The organism is Rhodopseudomonas julia (assembly GCF_030813515.1).
In the GTDB taxonomy this organism is placed as follows: Bacteria; Pseudomonadota; Alphaproteobacteria; order Rhizobiales; family Afifellaceae; genus Afifella; species Afifella julia.
In genome coordinates this window covers 1,385,970-1,404,180 of sequence record NZ_JAUSUK010000002.1, presented here as the reverse complement: position 1 = coordinate 1,404,180, position 18,211 = coordinate 1,385,970, and the positions used below count along the sequence as shown (strand labels likewise).

General features: G+C 63.1%; 15 protein-coding genes. 6 read left to right on the top strand and 9 right to left on the bottom strand.

What is annotated here, in order from left to right; genetic code table 11:
- Positions 1-181 precede the first annotated feature (181 nt).
- Positions 182-1,606 (bottom strand): glutamate--tRNA ligase, encoded by a 1,425-nt coding sequence (gene gltX, locus J2R99_RS15855; RefSeq protein ID WP_307155358.1) that lies wholly within the window; start codon positions 1,604-1,606, stop codon positions 182-184.
- Between the two features lie 97 nt (positions 1,607-1,703).
- Here gltX and J2R99_RS15850 point away from each other — a divergent pair, with 97 nt between their 5' ends.
- Positions 1,704-3,908, top strand: coding sequence for a ComEC/Rec2 family competence protein (locus J2R99_RS15850; RefSeq protein WP_307155357.1), 2,205 nt, complete (start codon positions 1,704-1,706; stop codon positions 3,906-3,908).
- Positions 3,909-3,936: 28 nt separating this feature from the next.
- Here J2R99_RS15850 and lexA read toward each other — a convergent pair whose 3' ends face one another.
- The 8 genes from lexA to J2R99_RS15810 all read right to left on the bottom strand — a co-directional run bounded on the left by lexA (position 3,937) and on the right by J2R99_RS15810 (position 12,404).
- On the bottom strand, positions 3,937-4,650 hold the full coding sequence (lexA, locus tag J2R99_RS15845; RefSeq protein ID WP_307155356.1) for a transcriptional repressor LexA: 714 nt from the start codon (positions 4,648-4,650) through the stop codon (positions 3,937-3,939).
- Between the two features lie 101 nt (positions 4,651-4,751).
- Positions 4,752-5,957 carry a molybdopterin molybdotransferase MoeA gene (locus tag J2R99_RS15840; protein WP_307155355.1) on the bottom strand — a complete coding sequence of 402 codons (1,206 nt, stop codon included), beginning with the start codon at positions 5,955-5,957 and terminating at the stop codon, positions 4,752-4,754.
- The gene (gene moaC, locus J2R99_RS15835; protein ID WP_307155354.1) at positions 5,954-6,436 is read right to left on the bottom strand and encodes a cyclic pyranopterin monophosphate synthase MoaC; all 483 of its coding nucleotides are present in this window, start codon (positions 6,434-6,436) and stop codon (positions 5,954-5,956) included. The genes J2R99_RS15840 and moaC overlap by 4 nt, the downstream gene beginning before the upstream one ends.
- Complete coding sequence (gene trpC / locus J2R99_RS15830; protein WP_307155353.1) at positions 6,433-7,245, bottom strand: indole-3-glycerol phosphate synthase TrpC; 813 nt, start codon at positions 7,243-7,245, stop codon at positions 6,433-6,435. Before trpC ends, moaC begins: the two co-directional genes overlap by 4 nt.
- Entirely contained in the window at positions 7,242-8,282 is a 1,041-nt protein-coding gene (gene trpD, locus J2R99_RS15825; RefSeq protein WP_307155352.1) for an anthranilate phosphoribosyltransferase, read from the bottom strand. The genes trpC and trpD overlap by 4 nt, the downstream gene beginning before the upstream one ends.
- On the bottom strand, positions 8,279-8,899 hold the full coding sequence (locus J2R99_RS15820) for an anthranilate synthase component II (protein ID WP_307155741.1): 621 nt from the start codon (positions 8,897-8,899) through the stop codon (positions 8,279-8,281). The genes trpD and J2R99_RS15820 overlap by 4 nt, the downstream gene beginning before the upstream one ends.
- 111 nt (positions 8,900-9,010) lie before the next feature.
- Positions 9,011-10,519, bottom strand: coding sequence for an anthranilate synthase component I (gene trpE, locus J2R99_RS15815; RefSeq protein WP_307155351.1), 1,509 nt, complete (start codon positions 10,517-10,519; stop codon positions 9,011-9,013).
- Between the two features lies 1 nt (position 10,520).
- On the bottom strand, positions 10,521-12,404 hold the full coding sequence (locus tag J2R99_RS15810) for a peptidylprolyl isomerase (RefSeq protein ID WP_307155350.1): 1,884 nt from the start codon (positions 12,402-12,404) through the stop codon (positions 10,521-10,523).
- 131 nt (positions 12,405-12,535) lie between these two features.
- Between J2R99_RS15810 and tpiA the strand changes: the two genes are divergently transcribed.
- From tpiA to kdsA, 5 genes are all read left to right on the top strand, one after another.
- Positions 12,536-13,303, top strand: a complete 768-nt coding sequence (gene tpiA, locus J2R99_RS15805) for a triose-phosphate isomerase (RefSeq protein ID WP_307155349.1) — start codon at positions 12,536-12,538, stop codon at positions 13,301-13,303.
- Positions 13,304-13,370: 67 nt separating this feature from the next.
- The gene (gene secG, locus J2R99_RS15800; RefSeq protein WP_307155348.1) at positions 13,371-14,078 is read left to right on the top strand and encodes a preprotein translocase subunit SecG; all 708 of its coding nucleotides are present in this window, start codon (positions 13,371-13,373) and stop codon (positions 14,076-14,078) included.
- 133 nt (positions 14,079-14,211) lie between these two features.
- Positions 14,212-15,840 (top strand): CTP synthase, encoded by a 1,629-nt coding sequence (gene pyrG / locus J2R99_RS15795; RefSeq protein WP_307155347.1) that lies wholly within the window; start codon positions 14,212-14,214, stop codon positions 15,838-15,840.
- A 93-nt stretch (positions 15,841-15,933) separates the two neighbouring features.
- On the top strand, positions 15,934-16,794 hold the full coding sequence (locus tag J2R99_RS15790) for a VOC family protein (RefSeq protein WP_307155346.1): 861 nt from the start codon (positions 15,934-15,936) through the stop codon (positions 16,792-16,794).
- Entirely contained in the window at positions 16,791-17,654 is an 864-nt protein-coding gene (kdsA, locus tag J2R99_RS15785; protein ID WP_307155345.1) for a 3-deoxy-8-phosphooctulonate synthase, read from the top strand. The genes J2R99_RS15790 and kdsA overlap by 4 nt, the downstream gene beginning before the upstream one ends.
- Positions 17,655-18,211: the final 557 nt, after the last annotated feature.

The window sequence follows — 18,211 nt, the reverse complement described above, 5'->3', positions numbered from 1 at the left end:
CGACGCGAGACTCCAGCATGCGCAACTTGAGCTGCGCCTCCCCCCGGAAGAGTCCGCGTCGTGGATGTTTAGCTGTCCCGAGTGCTATCGGCTTTTGCGCTGCACCGCAAGATGAGAGCGGGCGCTGAGCTTACGTGAAGGGCAGGGGCGGCGCCTGAGGACGCCGCGTCCGCCATGAGCATTACGCAACGCTTGCCTGGTCGGCGATACGGGCGAGCGTCTCTTCACGTCCAAGGGCGAGCATCACGTCGAAGATCCCTGGCGACGATGTCGAGCCTGTCAGCGCAGCACGCAGGGGCTGTGCCAGCTTGCCAAGTTTGATGCCTTCCGATTCTGCCAAAGTACGCACCGCGCCTTCCAACGGCTCGGTTTCCCACGCGCAATTGCCGAGGGCATCCCGCAGAAGACCGAGGCGACGGCGAGCGTCCTCGTCGAGCAACCCTTCTGCGTTGCTGTCGAGTGTCAATGGCCGCGCCGCGAACAGGAAGGTCGCATTGTGCACCAGTTCGACCAGCGTCTTCGCGCGCTCTTTCAGGCCCGGCATGAGCTGCATGAGCTGCGTACGCTGCGCCGCACTCAATTCCGCCGGAAACGCCGGTGGTGTCTCCATCTCAGGAAGGATCTTGAGCATGTCGGCAACGAGCCGTGCATCGTCCGCCTGTCGGATATAATGCCCGTTTAGGTTTTGCAGCTTGACGAAGTCGAAGCGCGCCGCGCCCTTGCCGATCGCGTCAAGATCGAACCATTCCGTCGCCTGCTCTGAGGAGAAAATCTCCTCGTCCCCATGGCCCCAGCCGAGGCGTGCGAGATAGTTCCGGAGCGCCTCCGGAAGGTAACCCATCGCGCGATAAGCCTCCACGCCGAGCGCGCCATGACGTTTGGAGAGCTTGGCGCCGTCCGGGCCATGGATGAGCGGGATATGCGCCCATTGTGGCACCTGCCAGCCAAGCGCTTCGTAGATGATGCCCTGTCTGGCGGCATTGGTGAGGTGATCGTCGCCGCGAATAACGTGGGTGACGCCCATATCGTGATCGTCGACCACGACGGCCAGCATGTAGGTGGGCGTTCCGTCCGAGCGCAGGATGATGAAATCATCGAGGTCGCGGTTCGGGAAGGTAACGCGGCCCTGCACATGGTCTTCGACGACCGTCTCTCCGTCCTGCGGAGCCTTGATGCGGATGACCGGCTTGATGCCTTCCGGCGCTTCGGACGGATCGCGGTCTCGCCAACGCCCGTCATAGCGGGGAGGCCGTCCCTCGGCGCGCGCGGTCTCGCGCATCTCCGCCAGCTCTTCTTGTGAGGCATAGCAGCGATAGGCGTGGCCGCTTTCAACGAGCTGCCAGGCCACCTCGGCATGGCGCTCCATGCGGGCGAATTGGGAGATGGGTTCTCCGTCCCAATCGAGGCCGAGCCAGGAGAGTCCGTCCAGAATGGCTGCGATGGCAGCATCGGTCGAGCGCTGGCGGTCGGTGTCCTCGATCCTGAGCAGCATTTTGCCGCCGCGGCCCCGCGCATAGAGCCAGTTGAAGAGCGCCGTACGTGCGCCGCCAATGTGCAAAAAGCCGGTTGGCGAGGGAGCAAAGCGGGTAATCGGATGAGATGACATGGTGGTTTTGGCTGGCAAAGGGGCGGGGCGATTGGTTGATGCCCGGCCCACGTGTAAGATTGGCTCGGTCTAGCCACAGCGCCGGATGCTTGCAAGCATGGAACCAAGCGGCGGACAGTCAAGCGCGGCGGATGGGGAGCGGCCCTCGCAAGACGGTCGCCGCATCGAAGGCTTTTTGCCGCCTGGCCGGCTTACCCGCTTCGGCTACGGCCTTGCGTCTCATGCGGCACATCTGAGAGACCAAGTCGCGCACGATTTTGAGGAGCGGCGCGGCTTTCTGTTTCTGGCCGTAGGCTTCTCTTGTGGCGCGGCCACCTATTTCATCTTGCCACGCGAGCCTTTGCTTTCGGCGCTTCTGCTCGCAACCGGCACTGCGGTGTTTGCCGCATTCCTTGCGTGGCGGCGCGGTGGTGGCGCCTATCCGTTGGTTCTCGTCGCCTGCTTTCTGGCCGGGATGTCTGCGGGCAAACTTCGCGTCGAAAGCCTTCGAGCGCCGATGGTCGAACATCCGCTGAGTGGCCAGCTTACCGGCCGGGTGGTGGCGGTGGAGACACGTGCTGAACGAACGCCGCGGGTGGTCCTCGACCAGGTGAGCATCGAGCGGCTTCCTGCAGAGGAGACGCCACACAAGATCCGGCTCACGTTGCGCACCGATCTGCCGCCGCTTGGGGCGAGGGTAGAGGGCAGTGCAAGGCTGGCACCGCTGCCGGGCCCGGCGATGCCCGGAGGGTACGATCCCGCGCGGGCGGCGTTCTTCGATGGGATCGGCGCTTCCGGTTTCGTCTTTGGTGCGTTGACGGTCGTCGAACCAGTGAGCGGCGTCCATGTGTTCGTGGCGATTGCCGCCATCCGTCGAGCGATCGCACAGCGGATTACCGACGCCGTGGCGGGCCCCGCTGCTGCGATCGCCGCAGCGCTTCTCGTCGGTGATCGTGGCCAGATCGCGGATGCGGACGTCGATGCGCTCCGGATCGCGGGGCTTGCGCATATTCTCGCAATTTCGGGCCTGCATATGATGCTGATCGCCGGCACGGCCTTCTGGCTCATGCGTGCGGTGCTAGCGCTTTCCGAACATGCTGCGCTCGTTCTGCCGATCCGTAAAATCGCGGCCGCTATCGCGCTTGCAGTCGGCGCTTTCTATTTGTCGATCTCAGGCGGCAACGTCGCGACGATCCGAGCCTTCGTGATGATCGCGGTCATGCTGACGGCCGTCTTTTTGGATCGTCCCGCTCTGTCATTGCGCAACCTCGCGATTGCGGCGTTCGTGGTGGTGGCGCTCCAACCCGAGAGTGTGCTCGAACCGGGCTTTCAGATGTCCTTTCTGGCCGTTGCAGCCTTGGTGGCGGCCTGGGAGGCCTGGCGCGACCGTCCGCGCCATGATCTTGCAGAACCCGCCCGAGGGCTCGCGCGGCTTCTCCGCAGGCCTATCGTTGCGATCGGTACGGTCGGCTTGACCACGCTCGTTGCGGGCCTGGCGACATCGCCGTTTGCGGCTTTCCATTTCGGACGGCTCGCGTCCTACTCGCTTCTGGGCAATCTCATCGCGATGCCGCTGGTTTCGCTCCTCGTCATGCCGGCGGGGCTCATCAGCCTGATCGCAATGCCGTTCGGTCTGGAAGTGTTGCCGTTGACCGTCATGGCATGGGGCATCGATCTCGTCCTCGCCTCGGCGCATTTTGTGGCGTCACTGCCCGGCGCCACGGTTCTTGTCCCACCGTTTCCTGCAATCGCGCTCATGCTGATGAGCGGGGGGATTCTGTGGCTCAGCCTGTGGCGCTCGCAGCTCCGCCTCTACGGTATAGCGCCGCTTCTGGTGGGGACATTCCTTGCCTGGCTGCTCGGCGCCGAGCCCGACGTTCTGGTGGACGAGGCGGGCAGGGCGGTTGCAGCCCGCGACGTTTCTGGCCACCTCCACGTCGTCGGTGCGCGGCAAGGCTCCTTCCTTCACGATGTCTGGCGCGAGGGAGAGCCGGAAGATGACCCCGCCGGAGCTCCAGGCTTTCGTTGCGATGACGAAGCCTGCGTTCTGGAGATGCCGGAAGGGTTGACCCTGTCGCGCGTCACAGATCCTGTGGCCTTTTCGGAAGATTGCCATCGCGCCGAGATTATCGTGACACAACTGCGCGCGCCCGCAGATTGCGCGGCGCGGTTTGTCATCGATCGCTCTGCGCTCGCCGCCCACGGAGCCCACGCTCTATTTATTGCTCACAGGGGACCGGACAGGGCCACTCCGCACCTCGAACTTCGTATGTCACGCCCATCGATCCGGCGACCCTGGCATGGGCCGCCGGCGCTCAGATGACGTCGAGACCAGGAAGGTCGACGAGCGCTCAGTAGCGGCGCAAAAGCCCCACGAGGCGGCCCTGGATCCGGACTCTGTCTGGGCCGAAGATGCGGGTCTCGTAGGCGGGATTGGCGGCTTCGAGCGCAATCGACGCGCCTTTGCGACGCAATCGCTTCAACGTCGCTTCTTCGTCGTCAATCAGCGCAACGACGACATCTCCGCTATCGGCACTGTCCTGGCGGCGGATGACTACGGTGTCCCCGTCGAGAATACCCGCCTCGATCATGGAATCGCCGCGCACCTCGAGTGCAAAATGCTCGCCCTTCGAAAGGAGATCCGGCGGCACGACGATGGAATGACTTTGGTTCTGAATGGCGGAGATCGGAACGCCTGCCGCAATCCGCCCCATGACCGGGACGCTTGCGCCGCGCTCGCTCTCTTCGAACGCTTCTTCCTCAGCCGGTTGCGGCGCCTTGCCGAGTCGCCCTTCGATCACGCTCGGGGTGAAGCCGCGCTGCTGCGGTCGCCCGAAGCTGGGATTGACCGCATCGGGGAGGCGAAGAACTTCCAGGGCGCGCGCGCGATTGGGCAGCCGCTTGATGAAGCCACGCTCTTCCAAGGCTGTGATGAGGCGATGGATTCCCGATTTCGACTTCAGATCGAGCGCGTCCTTCATCTCGTCGAACGAGGGCGGCACGCCCGATTCCTTCAGTCTTTCATTGATGAAGAGCAGAAGCTCGAGCTGCTTCTTTGTCAGCATTGCCGTCCCCTCGCGATGCGAGTCGCGTCTCGTGTACAAATCACGAACGCACACTACCTGTTCATGGCGTGTTCCACAAGCCTCGGGGAGCGCCGCGCGGGTTACGAGAGGGCTTGCGCGAGATCTATGACGGAAACCACATCGCCCGCCTTGGCCTCCGGAGCAAAGGGAGGACGGATGATGAGGGCGTCGCAACGGGCAAGCGTCGCAAGAAGCGACGAATCCTGGTCGTCGGCGACGGTGACGGCCGTTCGCCCCAGGCAATCGATGAAGCGCGCGCGCAAATATTGTTGGCGGTCACCGACCTCGGGCAACGCTGCTGCAAGCGGCAACAGCCTCGTTTGCTCGGTACCTTCGGCGCCCTGCATTGCCGCGATAAGCGGCTTCAAAAAAACGAGCGCGCAGATGAGGGCAGAGACGGGATTTCCAGGTAGGCCGAGTACCCGGGTGCGCCCGAGCGTACCGAACATGACCGGTTTGCCCGGTCGCATGGCGACCCGCCAGAAATCGACCTTCAGACCTTTCTCGGAGAGCGCCGGCTGGACGAGGTCGTGATCTCCGACCGAAGCACCGCCGATCACCACCAGGATATCCGCGTCTTTCGCCCCCGCTGCGGCATCCACAATCGCCTGTTTGTCGTCGATGACGACACCGAGGTCCCGCGCGACACCGCCACAGGCCGCGACCATCGCGGCGATCGCCATGCCGTTCGACGAAACGATCTGATCGGGCCCCGGTTCTTCTCCGGGCTCGACGAGTTCGTCGCCGGTGGAAAGAATGGCCACAATCGGTCTCTGCGCGACCGCAATGACGGCATGGTTCATGGCGGCGGCAAGCGCCGTCTCGCGGGTCCCGATCCGACGCCCGGCAGGAAGCAGCGTTTCGCCCTCTCGGAAGTCGAATGCCGCGGCGCGAATGTGTCGGCCCGCCGCCACTGGCTCCAGAACTTCGATGCACTCGCCGTCGGCTCTGGCATTTTCTTGAATGAGGATGGCGTTCGCTCCGGCGGGCACCGGTGCACCGGTGAAAATCCGGACCGTTTCGCCCGTGCCGATCGTGCCGGAAAAATGCGATCCTGCGCGTGCTTCGCCGATCTGGCGCAGCACTGCGCCGGCGGCGGTATCTTCCGCGCGGACGGCATATCCATCCATTGCGGAGGCACGGAACGGCGGTTGGTTGCGCTTTGCGGAGAGATCGCATGCAAGCACGCGACCGCGCGCCTTCGCCAGGGGAACGGTGTCTTCACCCCGTCGCGTGACGCCTGCGAGCATGCGGGCAACGGCATCCTCGACGGAAATCAAACTCATCTGTCCGAACGCCAATCGCCGGAAGCGCCACCGCTCTTTTCCTCAAGGCGGATATCCGAAATCGTCATGCCGCGATCGACGGCCTTCGCCATGTCGTAGATGGTGAGACAGGCGACCGAAACCGCTGTGAGTGCTTCCATTTCGACGCCCGTCTTGGCTTCGACCCTTGCCATCGCGCGCACCCGCAGCCCCGGCAGCTCCTTATCCGGGAGAATATCGACAGCGATCTTCGATAACGCCAAAGGATGACAAAGCGGGATGAGGTCTGAGGTGCGCTTCGCTGCCATCACGCCGGCGATGCGCGCCGTCGCGATGACGTCGCCCTTCTTCATGTCCCCGTCGACGATCAGGCGCAGCGTCTGTGCCGCCATGTGCACGCATCCGCTCGCGACGGCCACCCGCATGGTGACGGCCTTGTCCCCGACATCGACCATTTCCGCGCGCCCATCTTCGGAAAGATGGGTGAGGTGATCCTTCATTCGGCGTCCTGTGGGGCCGGTGAGGCAAGAAGCTGACGGGTCGCCTCGACGACATCGTCTGAGCGCATCAGGCTTTCGCCGACGAGGAAGGCATGGATGCGGGAGGCCTTCAACCGGGCGATATCCATCGGCGAAAAAATACCGCTTTCTCCAACAATTAGGCGGTCTTCCGGAATCAATTTCGCAAGCCTCTCCGATGTCGTGAGATCGGTGTGAAAGCTGCGCAGGTCGCGGTTGTTGATGCCGATCATCGGCGAAGCGAGGGCGAGTGCACGCTCAAGCTCCGCCTCGTTATGGACTTCGAGAAGGACATCCATGCCGTATTCGAAGGCGCTGTCTTCGAGCGCTCTCGCTTCGTCGTCGGAGACGGCAGCCATGATGATCAAGATGCAATCGGCGCCCCAGGCGCGCGCCTCGGCCACCTGGTAAGGCGTGAACATGAAGTCCTTACGCAGCGCCGGCAGCGACACGGCCGCTCGTGCCGAGGTCAGGAATTCGGGCGCGCCCTGAAAAGACGGAGCATCGGTCAGAACAGAAAGGCAGGCCGCGCCGCCTGCCTGATAGGCTTGCGCGAGTTCAGGCGGATTGAAATCCGGCCTGATCAATCCCTTCGACGGGCTCGCTTTTTTGATCTCGGCGATGAGACCGGGCTGGCGCGCCTCCGCCTTGCGTTGCAGAGCCGCTAGAAAGCCTCGCGGCGCTTCCTGATCGGCAAGACGAGCCCGGAGCTCCTGAAGCGGGACGGCAGCCTCCGCGGTCTCGATCTCTTGCCGCTTGTAGGCTTCGATTTTCTTGAGGATGTCGTTCACGAGGCTGACGCCGCTTCATTGGAAACACGAATGAGCGCTTCGAGCGCTTTCTTCGCTTTGCCGGAATCGATCGATTCTTCGGCCATGTCGGCGGCTTCCTCGACGAGCTCGGACTTGCCGGCGACAATCAAAGCGGCTGCCGCGTTGGCGACGACGACATCGCGGTAAGGGCCGATCTCGCCATCGAGGAGAGCGCTCAGGGCGGCGGCATTTTCCTCCGCCGTTCCACCTTTCAGATCCTCCGGCAGGGCTTCTTTGACATCGAACTCCTGCGGATAGATCTCGAATGTGCGGACATGCCCCTCCTTGAGCTCCGCCACATAGGTGCGCCCGGTGGTCGAAACCTCGTCGATACCGCCCGCATCGCCATAGGTTCCGTGCACCACCCAGGCCGTTTCTGCACCCAGGTTTTTCAAAGCATTGGCAATGGGTTCGACCCACTCCTTGGAGTAGACGCCGAGCATGTAGCGCTTCACTTTGGCCGGGTTGGCGAGAGGGCCGAGGATATTGAAGATCGTCCGCGTGCCGATTTCGACGCGTGAGGGACCGACATGGCGCATGGCGGCATGATGGTTCGGCGCGAACATGAAGCCGATCCCGGCCTCACGGATACAGCGGGCAATGCCATCGGGTTTGAGATCGACATTGACGCCGAGTGCCATGAGGCAGTCGGCGGCACCGGAGCGCGAGGAGAGGGCACGGTTGCCGTGTTTGGCGACCGGAACGCCGACGCCGGCCACGACAAGTGCTGCACCCGTCGAGATGTTGTACGTGCCGGAGGCGTCGCCGCCCGTGCCGACGATATCGATGGCGCCTTCGGGAGCCTCGACCGGCGTCATGCGAGAGCGCATGGAGGTGACCGCGCCGGCGATCTCCTCGATCGTCTCGCCGCGGACTCTGAGGCCCATCAAAACGGCACCGATCTGCGTCGGCGTCGCTTCGCCCGACATCATCACGTCGAAGGCTTGCTGCGCTTCGGCTTCGGTCAGGCTTTCGCGGTTGGCAAGCTTGGCAATCAGCGGCTTGAGATCGCTCATGAGAGCACCTTGGGGCTGGCATCTGCCGCGCCCGTCGTCTGACGGAAGCTTGCGGCGAGTTTCAGGAAATTGTCCAGGATGCGATGACCGTGTTCGGAGGCGATGCTCTCGGGATGAAACTGCACCCCGTAGACCGGATGAGACCGGTGCTGCACGCCCATGATCACGCCATCGGCCGTGTGAGCTGTCACCTCAAGGCTTTCCGGCATACTTTCCGGCAAGATGGTGAGAGAGTGATAGCGGGTTGCCTGGAAAGGTCCGTTGATGCCGTGGAACACGCCCGCGCCCTCATGTTCGATGAGGGAGAGCTTGCCATGCATGAGGGACGGCGCGCGCACGACGTCGCCGCCATAGGCCTGACCGATGGCTTGATGGCCAAGGCACACGCCGAAGATCGGCATCTGGCCGTTCGCCTTCTTGATCAAGTCGAGCGAAATGCCGGCTTCATTCGGTGTGCACGGGCCAGGAGACAGAATGATGCCTTCGGGCTTTGCGGCGAGCACATCTTCCGTCGACCATTCGTCATTGCGCAGAACCTTCGTCTCGGCGCCGAGTTCGCCAAGGTAATGCACGAGATTCCAGGTGAAAGAATCGTAGTTGTCGATGACGATGAGCATGGGCGGCTCGCGTTTGTCTGTCATCTGCACGGATTAGGCGGGCAGGGCGCGGCGGTCAAGAAACGCCGCGCCGCACGGATGCAAGCGGCTGCTCACTCGCACAGAGATGAGCTATTGCCCGCGCCCGGCCTGATTGGCGAAGCGGCGCGCTTCTTCGGCGGCCCGAAACAGCGCTTTCGCCTTGTTCACGCATTCCGCCTGTTCTGAATCCGGGTCGGAATCGGCGACGATCCCGGCCCCGGCCTGAACATAGATGGTGTCGTCTTTGACGACCGCGGTTCTCAAGACGATGCAGGTATCCATGTCGCCGTCGGCGGTGAAATAGCCAACGCAGCCGGCGTAAGGGCCGCGCTTCGATTCTTCCAATTCGTCGATGATCTGCATCGCCCGAATCTTTGGTGCTCCTGAAACGGTGCCAGCCGGAAACCCGCCCGCGAGCGCATCGATTGCGTCGCAATCTTTGCGCAGGTCACCTTCCACGTTGGAGACGATGTGCATCACCTGGCTGTAATGCTCGAGGAAGAACTTGTCGGTCACGTGCACCGAACCGATCTCGGCGACCCGCCCGACATCGTTGCGGCCGAGATCGAGGAGCATGAGATGCTCCGCAAGTTCTTTCGGGTCTGCCAGAAGCTCTTCGCCGAGGCGCTTATCCTCCGCCGAAGTGGCGCCGCGCGGACGGGTACCGGCGATCGGCCGGATGGTGACCTTGCCGGCGCGCGCCCGCACCAGGATTTCAGGGCTTGAGCCGACGATGGAGAAGCCGCCGAAATCAAGAAAATACAGAAATGGTGCCGGATTGACCCGCCGCAGCGCGCGGTAGAGCGAGAAGGCTGGAAGCGGGAAGGCCGTTTCGAAACGCTGCGACAGCACCACCTGAAAAATGTCTCCGGCGGCGATGTATTCCTTCGCGCGGCGAACCTTCTCCTTGTACGCTTCTGGCGTGGTGTTTGAGGTTGTCTCTGACGCGAGCGGCACGTCGGCAGTTTCGACGCCGCGCTCCAGCGGTCGATCGAGCGCGTCGACGATCTCCGTAAGCAGGTTGACGGCCGTCTCATACGCCGCGCGCGCCGCGACGCCTTGGGTCGGCCTGACGGGCGTGACGACGGTGAGCTCGTCCTTGACCGCATCGAAGACGACGACGGCCTGGGGACGCATCAAAACGGCATCTGGCAGGTTCAGACTGTCCGGTGGAACGTTCGGCAAACGCTCCATCTGACGGACCATGTCATAGCCGAGATAGCCGAAGACACCGGCGCCCATCGAAGGCAGACCTTCCGGCACATCGACCCGGCTTTCGGCAAGGAGCGTACGCAGCGCCTGAAGGGGCGGCTCGTCGAGTGGCACAAAGTCCTCAAGATCGGGCGCGCGTGCGATCGCGGCCTGGCTTCCCTCCGCCCGGAAGATGAGGTCGGGCTGAAGGCCGATCATCGAATAGCGCCCCCGTACGGCACCGCCTTCAACCGATTCCAGGAGGAAGGAATTGGCGCGCCCGGCGGCGAGCTTCAGAAATGCGGAGACGGGTGTCTCAAGATCGGCGACCAAACGAGTGTAAAGCAGTTGCGCTTTGCCCTCGCCGTAAAGCTGCTCGAAGGCGCCGAAGGCTGGCTCGACTTGCATGTTATTGCTGGCTTTCTCCGACGATCTGCCCGTAGATCGCCTGATTGACGGAGATCGATCGCTCATCGATGAGATGGGCATTATAGGCCTGCAACAGGTCGCCCGCGATGGCTTGCCCAAGGCTCTCCCGCAATTGCGTCGCCCCCGCCGCTTCCTCGAAATAAGCAGGCACCGTCACGCTGTCGACGTGCAGGAGGACCCGGTTCTGGGGATCTTTGCCTTCTGCATTGGCCACGTGATTCTGCGGACCGGCGAAGGCTTGTGCGACGGCATTCGGGCTGAGGGGGCTGTCGGGCTGCTGCGAGGCAGTTCGCGTCACACCCTCGGCGCTTTGCACGTCTTTCCCGATTTCGGAGGCGATCTCGGAAATTGGCGTCCCGTTCTTGAGGCGATCGAACAGGGCATTGGCGCGGTCGCGGATCCGCTCGGCACGCTGATCGGCCTGCCATGCGGCGACGACGTCCGGCTTGACCTCATCGAGTGTGCGGTCGCGAGCTGGTGTGGTTTCGGTCACGTCGTAGAAATAGAACGTGTTCGTGCCGACGTGGATCGGGTCGTTTTCGAGCCCGACATCGCTTTGAAAGGCGTCCGCGATCAAATCCCGGCCGCCCGGCACGGAGACTTCGTTTCCGTCCGGCCCGGTCCCATCCGCGGCAACCGCCTCGATCTTCTGGTAGGGAAGGTTGAGCTTCTGGGCGACTTCCTGGAGCGTTGCGCCACCGGCGCGTTCGTCCTCGATTTGGTCGTAAAGCGAAAGAACCTCGTTGGAGCTTTGGCGCTCGGCCATCTCTTTGCGCAGTTCGGGCTCGACCGCCGAGAACGGTTGTGTGGAGCCTTCTTCGACCTTCACGACCTTGATGATTGCCGGACCGAGGCGGGCGTCCAGGACCGGCACCGTTGCCCCTTCGTCGGCGGAAAAGGCGGCGTCGGCGACGCTCTGGTCGACGATCTCGGCCTTTGCTTTGAGGCCAAGGTCGACCGCAGTGAGATTTCTCTCTGTCGCGACCTCTTCAAGCGTCTTTCCTGAGGAGATTTCGTCGGCTGCCTTCTTGGCATCCTCGGGGTCGTTGAACCGCACTTGGATCACGCTGCGCCGCTCGGGCGTCGAGAAACGCTGCGACTGGCTTGCGTATTCCTGCCTGACGTCGTCTTCCGAAATGGAGGCCGGATCCGCGATGGCGGCCGGCTCGAGCGCGATGACGCCGAGAGACCGGTATTCCGGCGCCCGAAATTGCGACTGATTGTCCTCAAAGAAGGACTGAAGCGTCGCGTCATCTGGCTCGCCGACCGGTTCGATCGCACTGGTGTCGACGGTCACATAAGAGATCGTCCGCGCCTCGTTCTGATACCGATAGAAGGCATCGAGCATGGGCTTCGGCGCGCTGACATCGCCGGCTATAGCGGAGGCGATCTGACGGCGCACCATCCGTTCGCGCATATCGGCGATATAGTCTTCCTCGCGCAGTCCCGCATTGGCGAGGAGGGCGCGGAAACGCTGCCGGTCGAAGCGCCCGCCAATGCCCTGGAACGTCGGATCCGAGGCGATCTCCTGAGCAAGCTTATCGTCGGAGACACCGAGATTATATTGCGAGGCTTGGTCGTCGAGCGCCGCTTCGGAGACGAGTTGCGAGAGAACCTGTTGGGGCAGGCCGATATTGCGGGCCTGCTCCATGGTCATCACCTGATTCATCTGCTGCGAGAATTGCTGCATGCGCTGGCGCAGCGCGCGGTCGAACTGGACCGCCGTCACTTCTTCGTCGCCGACAGAGGCAAGCGTGCCGCGGCCATAGCCGCTGAACTGGTTTGCCACGCCCCAGATACCGAAGCTGACCACCAGCAGCCCCAGGAGCAGCTTGGCCATCCAGCCGCTTGTCGCTTGACGCATTCGATCCAGCATGGAACACCCTCGGCCCAACAAAAACGCCGGGCAAGAGCGCCCGGCCCGCGCATCATAGGCATCGGTCGGTGCCCTGCCAAGCACAGCGCCGCCGCCACTTCAACCCACAGGGACGACGCATGATGAAATGGGTGATCGGCAATTGGAAAATGAACGGCCTTTCGGAGAGCCTTCATGAGGCCCGTTCGATCGGAGACGGCGTCGGCGGCTGGACCGGCAAAGTCGTTTCCATGATCTGCCCGCCCGCGACTCTGATCGCACGTATGACCATGCATTGCGCTGGCACGCCGCTGGAATTCGGCGGGCAGGACTGCCATGCGAAAGCATCAGGGGCTCATACCGGGGATATCGCAGCCGAAATGCTGAGTGACGCGGGTGCGCGCGCAGTGATTCTCGGACATTCGGAACGCCGCACGGACCATGGTGAGACCAACGAAGAGGTGCGGGCGAAGGTCGATGCCGCATGGCGCGCCGCTCTGACGCCGATCGTCTGCGTCGGCGAGGTCGAAGCGGAGCGGGATGCGGGCCGTGCAGAGGTCGTGGTGGAAGAGCAGCTCGCCGCTTCCTTGCCTGATGCTCTGCCGACCCAGGAGAATGAAGACCTGATCGTCGCCTATGAGCCGGTCTGGGCGATCGGCACCGGCCGTGTGCCGACGGAGGCCGATATCGGCGCCATGCACGGCCAGATTCGCGCGCGTCTGGTGAAGCGCTACGGCGAGGCGGGGCGGCGTGTTCCCATTCTCTATGGTGGCTCGATGAAGCCGGACAACGCCAGAGCCATTATGTCCATTGCCGACGTCGATGGTGGTCTCGTCGGCGGTGCGAGCCTCAAGGCAGAGAGCTTCCTGGCGATCGCCAAAGCGGCTGCGGCAGCAGAAGCGGCCTAACCGCCTTTAAGTCGACACCGGCCTCGTGTAGAAGGCCGACCAAATTCCAAAAACGGCAATTGATCTGATGACTACTGTTGTGATCGTCATCCACCTGATGGTGGTTTTGGCCATGATCGCCCTTGTACTCCTGCAGCGCTCGGAAGGCGGTGCGCTCGGCATCGGCGGGGGCGGCGGCATGATGAGCGGGCGAAGCGCGGGCAATCTTCTGACGCGCTCGACCGCAATTCTGGCTGCGGCGTTCTTTGCGACTTCGATCGGGCTGACGGTCCTGGCGAGGCTCGATACCGGGCCGAGCGACATCTTCGAACGCTTGCAGAACCGTCCTGTCGCGCCCGCGACGACGACCGAGCCGAATGCGCCGGCAGCGCCTGCACAGACGTCCGGCGATCAGCCTGTGACGCCGCCGAGCGCGCCGAGCGGAGCGCAAGATGGGCCGGGCGTCCTCGACGCTCTGAAGAGCTTGTCGAACTCTCCGCAGCCGATGCAGCCGACGTCGCCCACGACGTCCGGCCCGCAGACGCCTCCGGCTGAAACGCCCTCTGAGGCGCCGGCCGAGACGGCACCGGCCGAGACCTCGCCCGCGCAGACTGCGCCCTCGGACGCTTCGTCGGCGGGCGACAGCACGGATAGCCCGGCGGCAGACGCCGCGCCTTCGGGCGAGGCTGTGCCATCCGATGCGGATGCCCCGACAAGCCAAGACGCGCAGTCGGGCTCTGACAATTCGACGGATTCGGAGAATCCGGCTCAGCCGCTCGGAGGCTCGGCCCAATAATGTTGTTTGTCTCCTGGGCACCCGCCGCGTTCACCGCGGCGGTGGTGCCTTTGCGTCACAGCCGTGCCCTTCTGCACGGCTGTTTCATTTTCGACTCCACGAATCGTTCCAGCTTAGGTAAGCGTTGAGGCCCATGGCGCGGTACATCTTCATCACCGGCGGCGTGGTCTCTTCCCTCGGCAAAGGTCTTGCATCCGCAGCGCTCGGCGCGCTGCTGCAGGCCCGTGGCTATAAGGTCCGCCTCCGCAAACTCGACCCGTATCTGAATGTGGATCCGGGTACGATGAGCCCCTATCAGCACGGCGAGGTCTTCGTGACCGACGACGGCGCTGAGACCGATCTCGATCTTGGCCATTACGAGCGTTTCACCGGTCGCTCGGCCAATCAGCAGGACAACATCACGACCGGGCGGATTTATCAGGAAATCATCGCCAAGGAGCGGCGCGGCGACTATCTCGGCGCCACCGTTCAGGTGATCCCGCACGTGACGGATGCCATCAAGGAATTCGTCCTCGACGGCAACGAAGACTATGACTTCGTTCTGTGCGAGATCGGCGGCACGGTCGGCGACATCGAAGGCCTGCCGTTCTTCGAGGCGATCCGTCAGCTCGGCAACGAGCTGCCGCGTGGCCAGGCGATCTTCATCCATTTGACGCTGATGCCGTTTATTCCTGCGGCCGGCGAATTGAAGACGAAGCCGACGCAGCATTCCGTGAAGGAGCTGCGCTCGATTGGTATTCAGCCCGATATCCTTCTGGTGCGCTGCGACCGCCCGATCCCGGCAGCAGAGCGGCGCAAGCTGGCGCTTTTCTGCAATGTGCGTGAGAGCGCCGTGATCACCGCGGAAGATGTCGGCTCCATTTACGATGTGCCGCTCGTCTACCATCGCGAAGGGCTGGACGCCGAGGTGCTGGCCGCCTTCGGCATCGACTATGCCCGCGGCATGGAGATCACGCGCTGGCAGGACATCTCCGACACCATCCACAATCCGGAAGGCGAGGTGACGATCGCCATCGTCGGCAAATACACCGGCTTGAAGGACGCCTACAAATCGCTGAGCGAGGCGTTGTTCCACGGCGGCATCGCCAACAAGGTGAAGGTCAATCTCGAATGGATCGAGAGCGAGATCTTCGAGAAGGAAGATCCCGCCCCCTGGCTCGAGCGCGTCAACGGCATTCTCGTGCCCGGCGGCTTCGGTGAGCGTGGAGCGGAGGGCAAGATCGCTGCGGCGACCTTCGCACGCACCCGCAAGGTGCCTTATTTCGGCATCTGCTTCGGCATGCAGATGGCGGTGATCGAAGCGGCCAGGAATATGGCTGGCCTCGAGAACGCCAATTCGTCGGAGTTCGGAGCCACCGACGAACCGGTCGTTGGCCTGATGACGGAATGGCTGAAGGGCAATCAGCTGGAGAAGCGGGCAGAGCAGGGCGATCTCGGTGGCACGATGCGACTTGGTGCCTATCCGGCCTCTTTGTCCGAGGGCAGTCGCATTGCGTCGATCTACGGTCGCAGAAACATCTCCGAACGCCATCGCCACCGCTACGAGGTCAACATCGAGTACCGCAAGCGGTTGGAGGAGGCGGGGCTCACCTTCGCCGGCATGTCGCCCGATGGGCTGCTGCCGGAGACGGTGGAGCTTGCCGAGCATCCCTGGTTCATCGGCGTGCAGTACCATCCTGAGCTGAAATCGCGGCCGTTCGAGCCGCATCCGCTCTTTGCGTCCTTCATCGCCGCGGCCGTGGAGCAGAGCCGGCTGGTTTGATCTCGCAAGCGCGGGCCGTGCCGGTGCCGCGCTTGCCCGAGCTTTTGCCGGCGCCTATCCCTGCGATCCTGAAATGATTGCCGAAAGCCCGCCATGCGTCCGATCGATCACCTCGTCTTGCCGGTTGCGGCGCTCGCTTCGGCGCGCGAGCGTCTGAGCAAGCTCGGCTTCCAGGTTTCGCCGGACGCACGGCATCCGTTCGGCACGGGCAATGCGCGCGTGTTCTTCAAAAACCGCACCTATCTGGAGCCAATCGCGACGCTCGATCAAGCCGTGGTCGACAAGGGGATCGCAGAAGGGCTGGTCTTCCTCGACAGGATCGAGAAGGCGAGCGCTCGTGCCCCGGAAGGCTTCGCGATGCTCGCCTTGAAGGGCGACGATGCGGAGGAAGCTCTGGACGCCTACCGGCAGAAGGGCTTTGGCGTCGGGGATCTCTTTTCGTTCGTCGGCAAGGCGCGCAACGATGCCGGCGAAGAAACCGAATATGGGGTGCGCCTTGCTTTTGCGGCCGACCCGAAAGCGCCGGAGGCTGCGATCTTCGTCTGTCAGCCTGTCGGCATGAGCGTGAATACCGGCACGCACTATTGCGACCATCCGAACGGAGCGGAAGGTGTCGTCGCCGTTGCGGCGGTCGCAAAGAATCCGGCCGACTTCCATGTCTTTCTGTCGGCGGCGACCGGCCAGCGTGAGCTGCGGGCGACCTCTTTCCTCGTCGAGGCCGATCTTGGCAGCAAGAAGCTGCTGCTGATGACGCCGGCAGGCTTTGAGAACCGTTATGGCGTTGCCGCTCCCGATCCAGGCGATGGCTTTGTCTTTGCGGCCTTCGAGGTCCTGGTCGACAATGTTGAGAAGACGCGCCAGTTTGCGCCAGACGGGATGCGCCATGCAGAGCGGCTGGTCGTGCCGCCGGCGCCAGGTCTCGGAACCGTCCTTGCTTTCGTGGAACACCAATGAACGAGATTGCGCAGCCATCAGTCCCCAATGCGGTCGTTGAAGCCGGCAGCGTCAGCTTCGGCAATCACCTGCCGTTTTCGCTCATCGCGGGCCCCTGTCAGATGGAGAGTCGCGATCACGCCTTCGATATGGCGGGCGCACTCAAAGAGATGACGCAAAGGCTCGGTATCGGCCTCGTTTACAAAACGAGCTTCGACAAGGCGAACCGCACGAGTCTCTCCGGACGTCGCGGCGTCGGGCTTGAGGCGGCGTTGCCCGTCTTCTCCGATATTCGCAAGGAGCTCGGCCTGCCGGTTCTGACCGATGTGCATGAGCGCGGCCAATGCGCGGAGGTGGCCGAAGTCGTCGACATTCTCCAGATCCCGGCTTTCCTGTGCCGGCAGACGGATCTTCTCATCGCCGCCGCAGAGACGGGCCGGGTGGTGAACGTGAAGAAGGGCCAGTTTCTGGCGCCCTGGGACATGAAGAACGTCGTCGCCAAGGTCACGGCGAGTGGCAATCCCAACGTCCTTTTGACCGAGCGCGGCGTTTCTTTCGGCTACAACACGCTGGTGTCCGACATGCGGTCTCTGCCGCAGATGGCGGAGACCGGTGCTCCGATCATTTTCGATGCGACGCATTCAGTGCAGCAGCCAGGCGGGCAGGGCGGTTCCTCTGGGGGCGATCGTCGGTTCGTGCCGGTGCTCGCTCGCGCAGCGATTGCGGTGGGCGTCGCGGGCCTTTTCGTCGAAACGCACCAGGATCCTGACAACGCGCCCTCGGACGGGCCGAACATGGTACCGCTGTCTGAGATGGAAGCGATGCTCAAACAGCTGATGGCGCTCGACGCGGTGGTGAAGGCCTCAGCGGGCGGCCGATAAGGTCACGTAAACCTGGCGGCGAAAACGTGGCCGTGTCTCGTCGATGCCGATATGCCTGAGGGCTGGTCCGGGCGCCGCCGCATTGCCTCCAAGTCTTTGACGAGATCGCGCCATCGGGCGTGCATTTCGAGGGAATGCGGCCGTTTGCGGACAGCCTTTTATTATCTTTTTTTCATTCGTTCGGGCGCGTCATCTCCCTTAGCGTGAGGCCGCGAAGGGTTGGGCGATAGCAATTCCAGCCACGGTCGAAACGAAGATGGGATGATATTGATGCGCGTGCTTCTCGTTCCTGTCGTTCTCGCGATTTCGCTTGTGTCTGCGGCCGTCCTGGCGGGCCGTCAGGCCGATGTGCGGTCGACACCGGCGATCGATGCTCCCCGACATGAGATTCGAATGGCCACTGGGCAAAGTCCGCACTTTTGGGTCGATTGGCCGTCTGAGGGTTGCGCGGCGTCCAAACGGGTCGTCGTCACCTATCGCGGTGAAACGTCGTTCTTCTGCGCTGACGATCTCGGCCGGTCGAGCTAAAAGTCCTGCGGAAATGCGCGGCGAAGACC

Excerpts from the sequence above, each read along its gene's own strand:
- gltX (WP_307155358.1), bottom strand. The coding sequence starts at position 1,606 with ATGTCATCTCATCCGATTACCCGCTTTGCTCCCTCGCCAACCGGCTTT.
- J2R99_RS15850 (WP_307155357.1), top strand. The coding sequence starts at position 1,704 with ATGGAACCAAGCGGCGGACAGTCAAGCGCGGCGGATGGGGAGCGGCCC.
- lexA (WP_307155356.1), bottom strand. The coding sequence starts at position 4,650 with ATGCTGACAAAGAAGCAGCTCGAGCTTCTGCTCTTCATCAATGAAAGA.
- J2R99_RS15840 (WP_307155355.1), bottom strand. The coding sequence starts at position 5,957 with ATGAGTTTGATTTCCGTCGAGGATGCCGTTGCCCGCATGCTCGCAGGC.
- moaC (WP_307155354.1), bottom strand. The coding sequence starts at position 6,436 with ATGAAGGATCACCTCACCCATCTTTCCGAAGATGGGCGCGCGGAAATG.
- trpD (WP_307155352.1), bottom strand. The coding sequence starts at position 8,282 with ATGAGCGATCTCAAGCCGCTGATTGCCAAGCTTGCCAACCGCGAAAGC.
- J2R99_RS15820 (WP_307155741.1), bottom strand. The coding sequence starts at position 8,899 with ATGCTCATCGTCATCGACAACTACGATTCTTTCACCTGGAATCTCGTG.
- trpE (WP_307155351.1), bottom strand. The coding sequence starts at position 10,519 with ATGCAAGTCGAGCCAGCCTTCGGCGCCTTCGAGCAGCTTTACGGCGAG.
- J2R99_RS15810 (WP_307155350.1), bottom strand. The coding sequence starts at position 12,404 with ATGCGTCAAGCGACAAGCGGCTGGATGGCCAAGCTGCTCCTGGGGCTG.
- tpiA (WP_307155349.1), top strand. The coding sequence starts at position 12,536 with ATGATGAAATGGGTGATCGGCAATTGGAAAATGAACGGCCTTTCGGAG.
- secG (WP_307155348.1), top strand. The coding sequence starts at position 13,371 with ATGACTACTGTTGTGATCGTCATCCACCTGATGGTGGTTTTGGCCATG.
- pyrG (WP_307155347.1), top strand. The coding sequence starts at position 14,212 with ATGGCGCGGTACATCTTCATCACCGGCGGCGTGGTCTCTTCCCTCGGC.
- J2R99_RS15790 (WP_307155346.1), top strand. The coding sequence starts at position 15,934 with ATGCGTCCGATCGATCACCTCGTCTTGCCGGTTGCGGCGCTCGCTTCG.
- kdsA (WP_307155345.1), top strand. The coding sequence starts at position 16,791 with ATGAACGAGATTGCGCAGCCATCAGTCCCCAATGCGGTCGTTGAAGCC.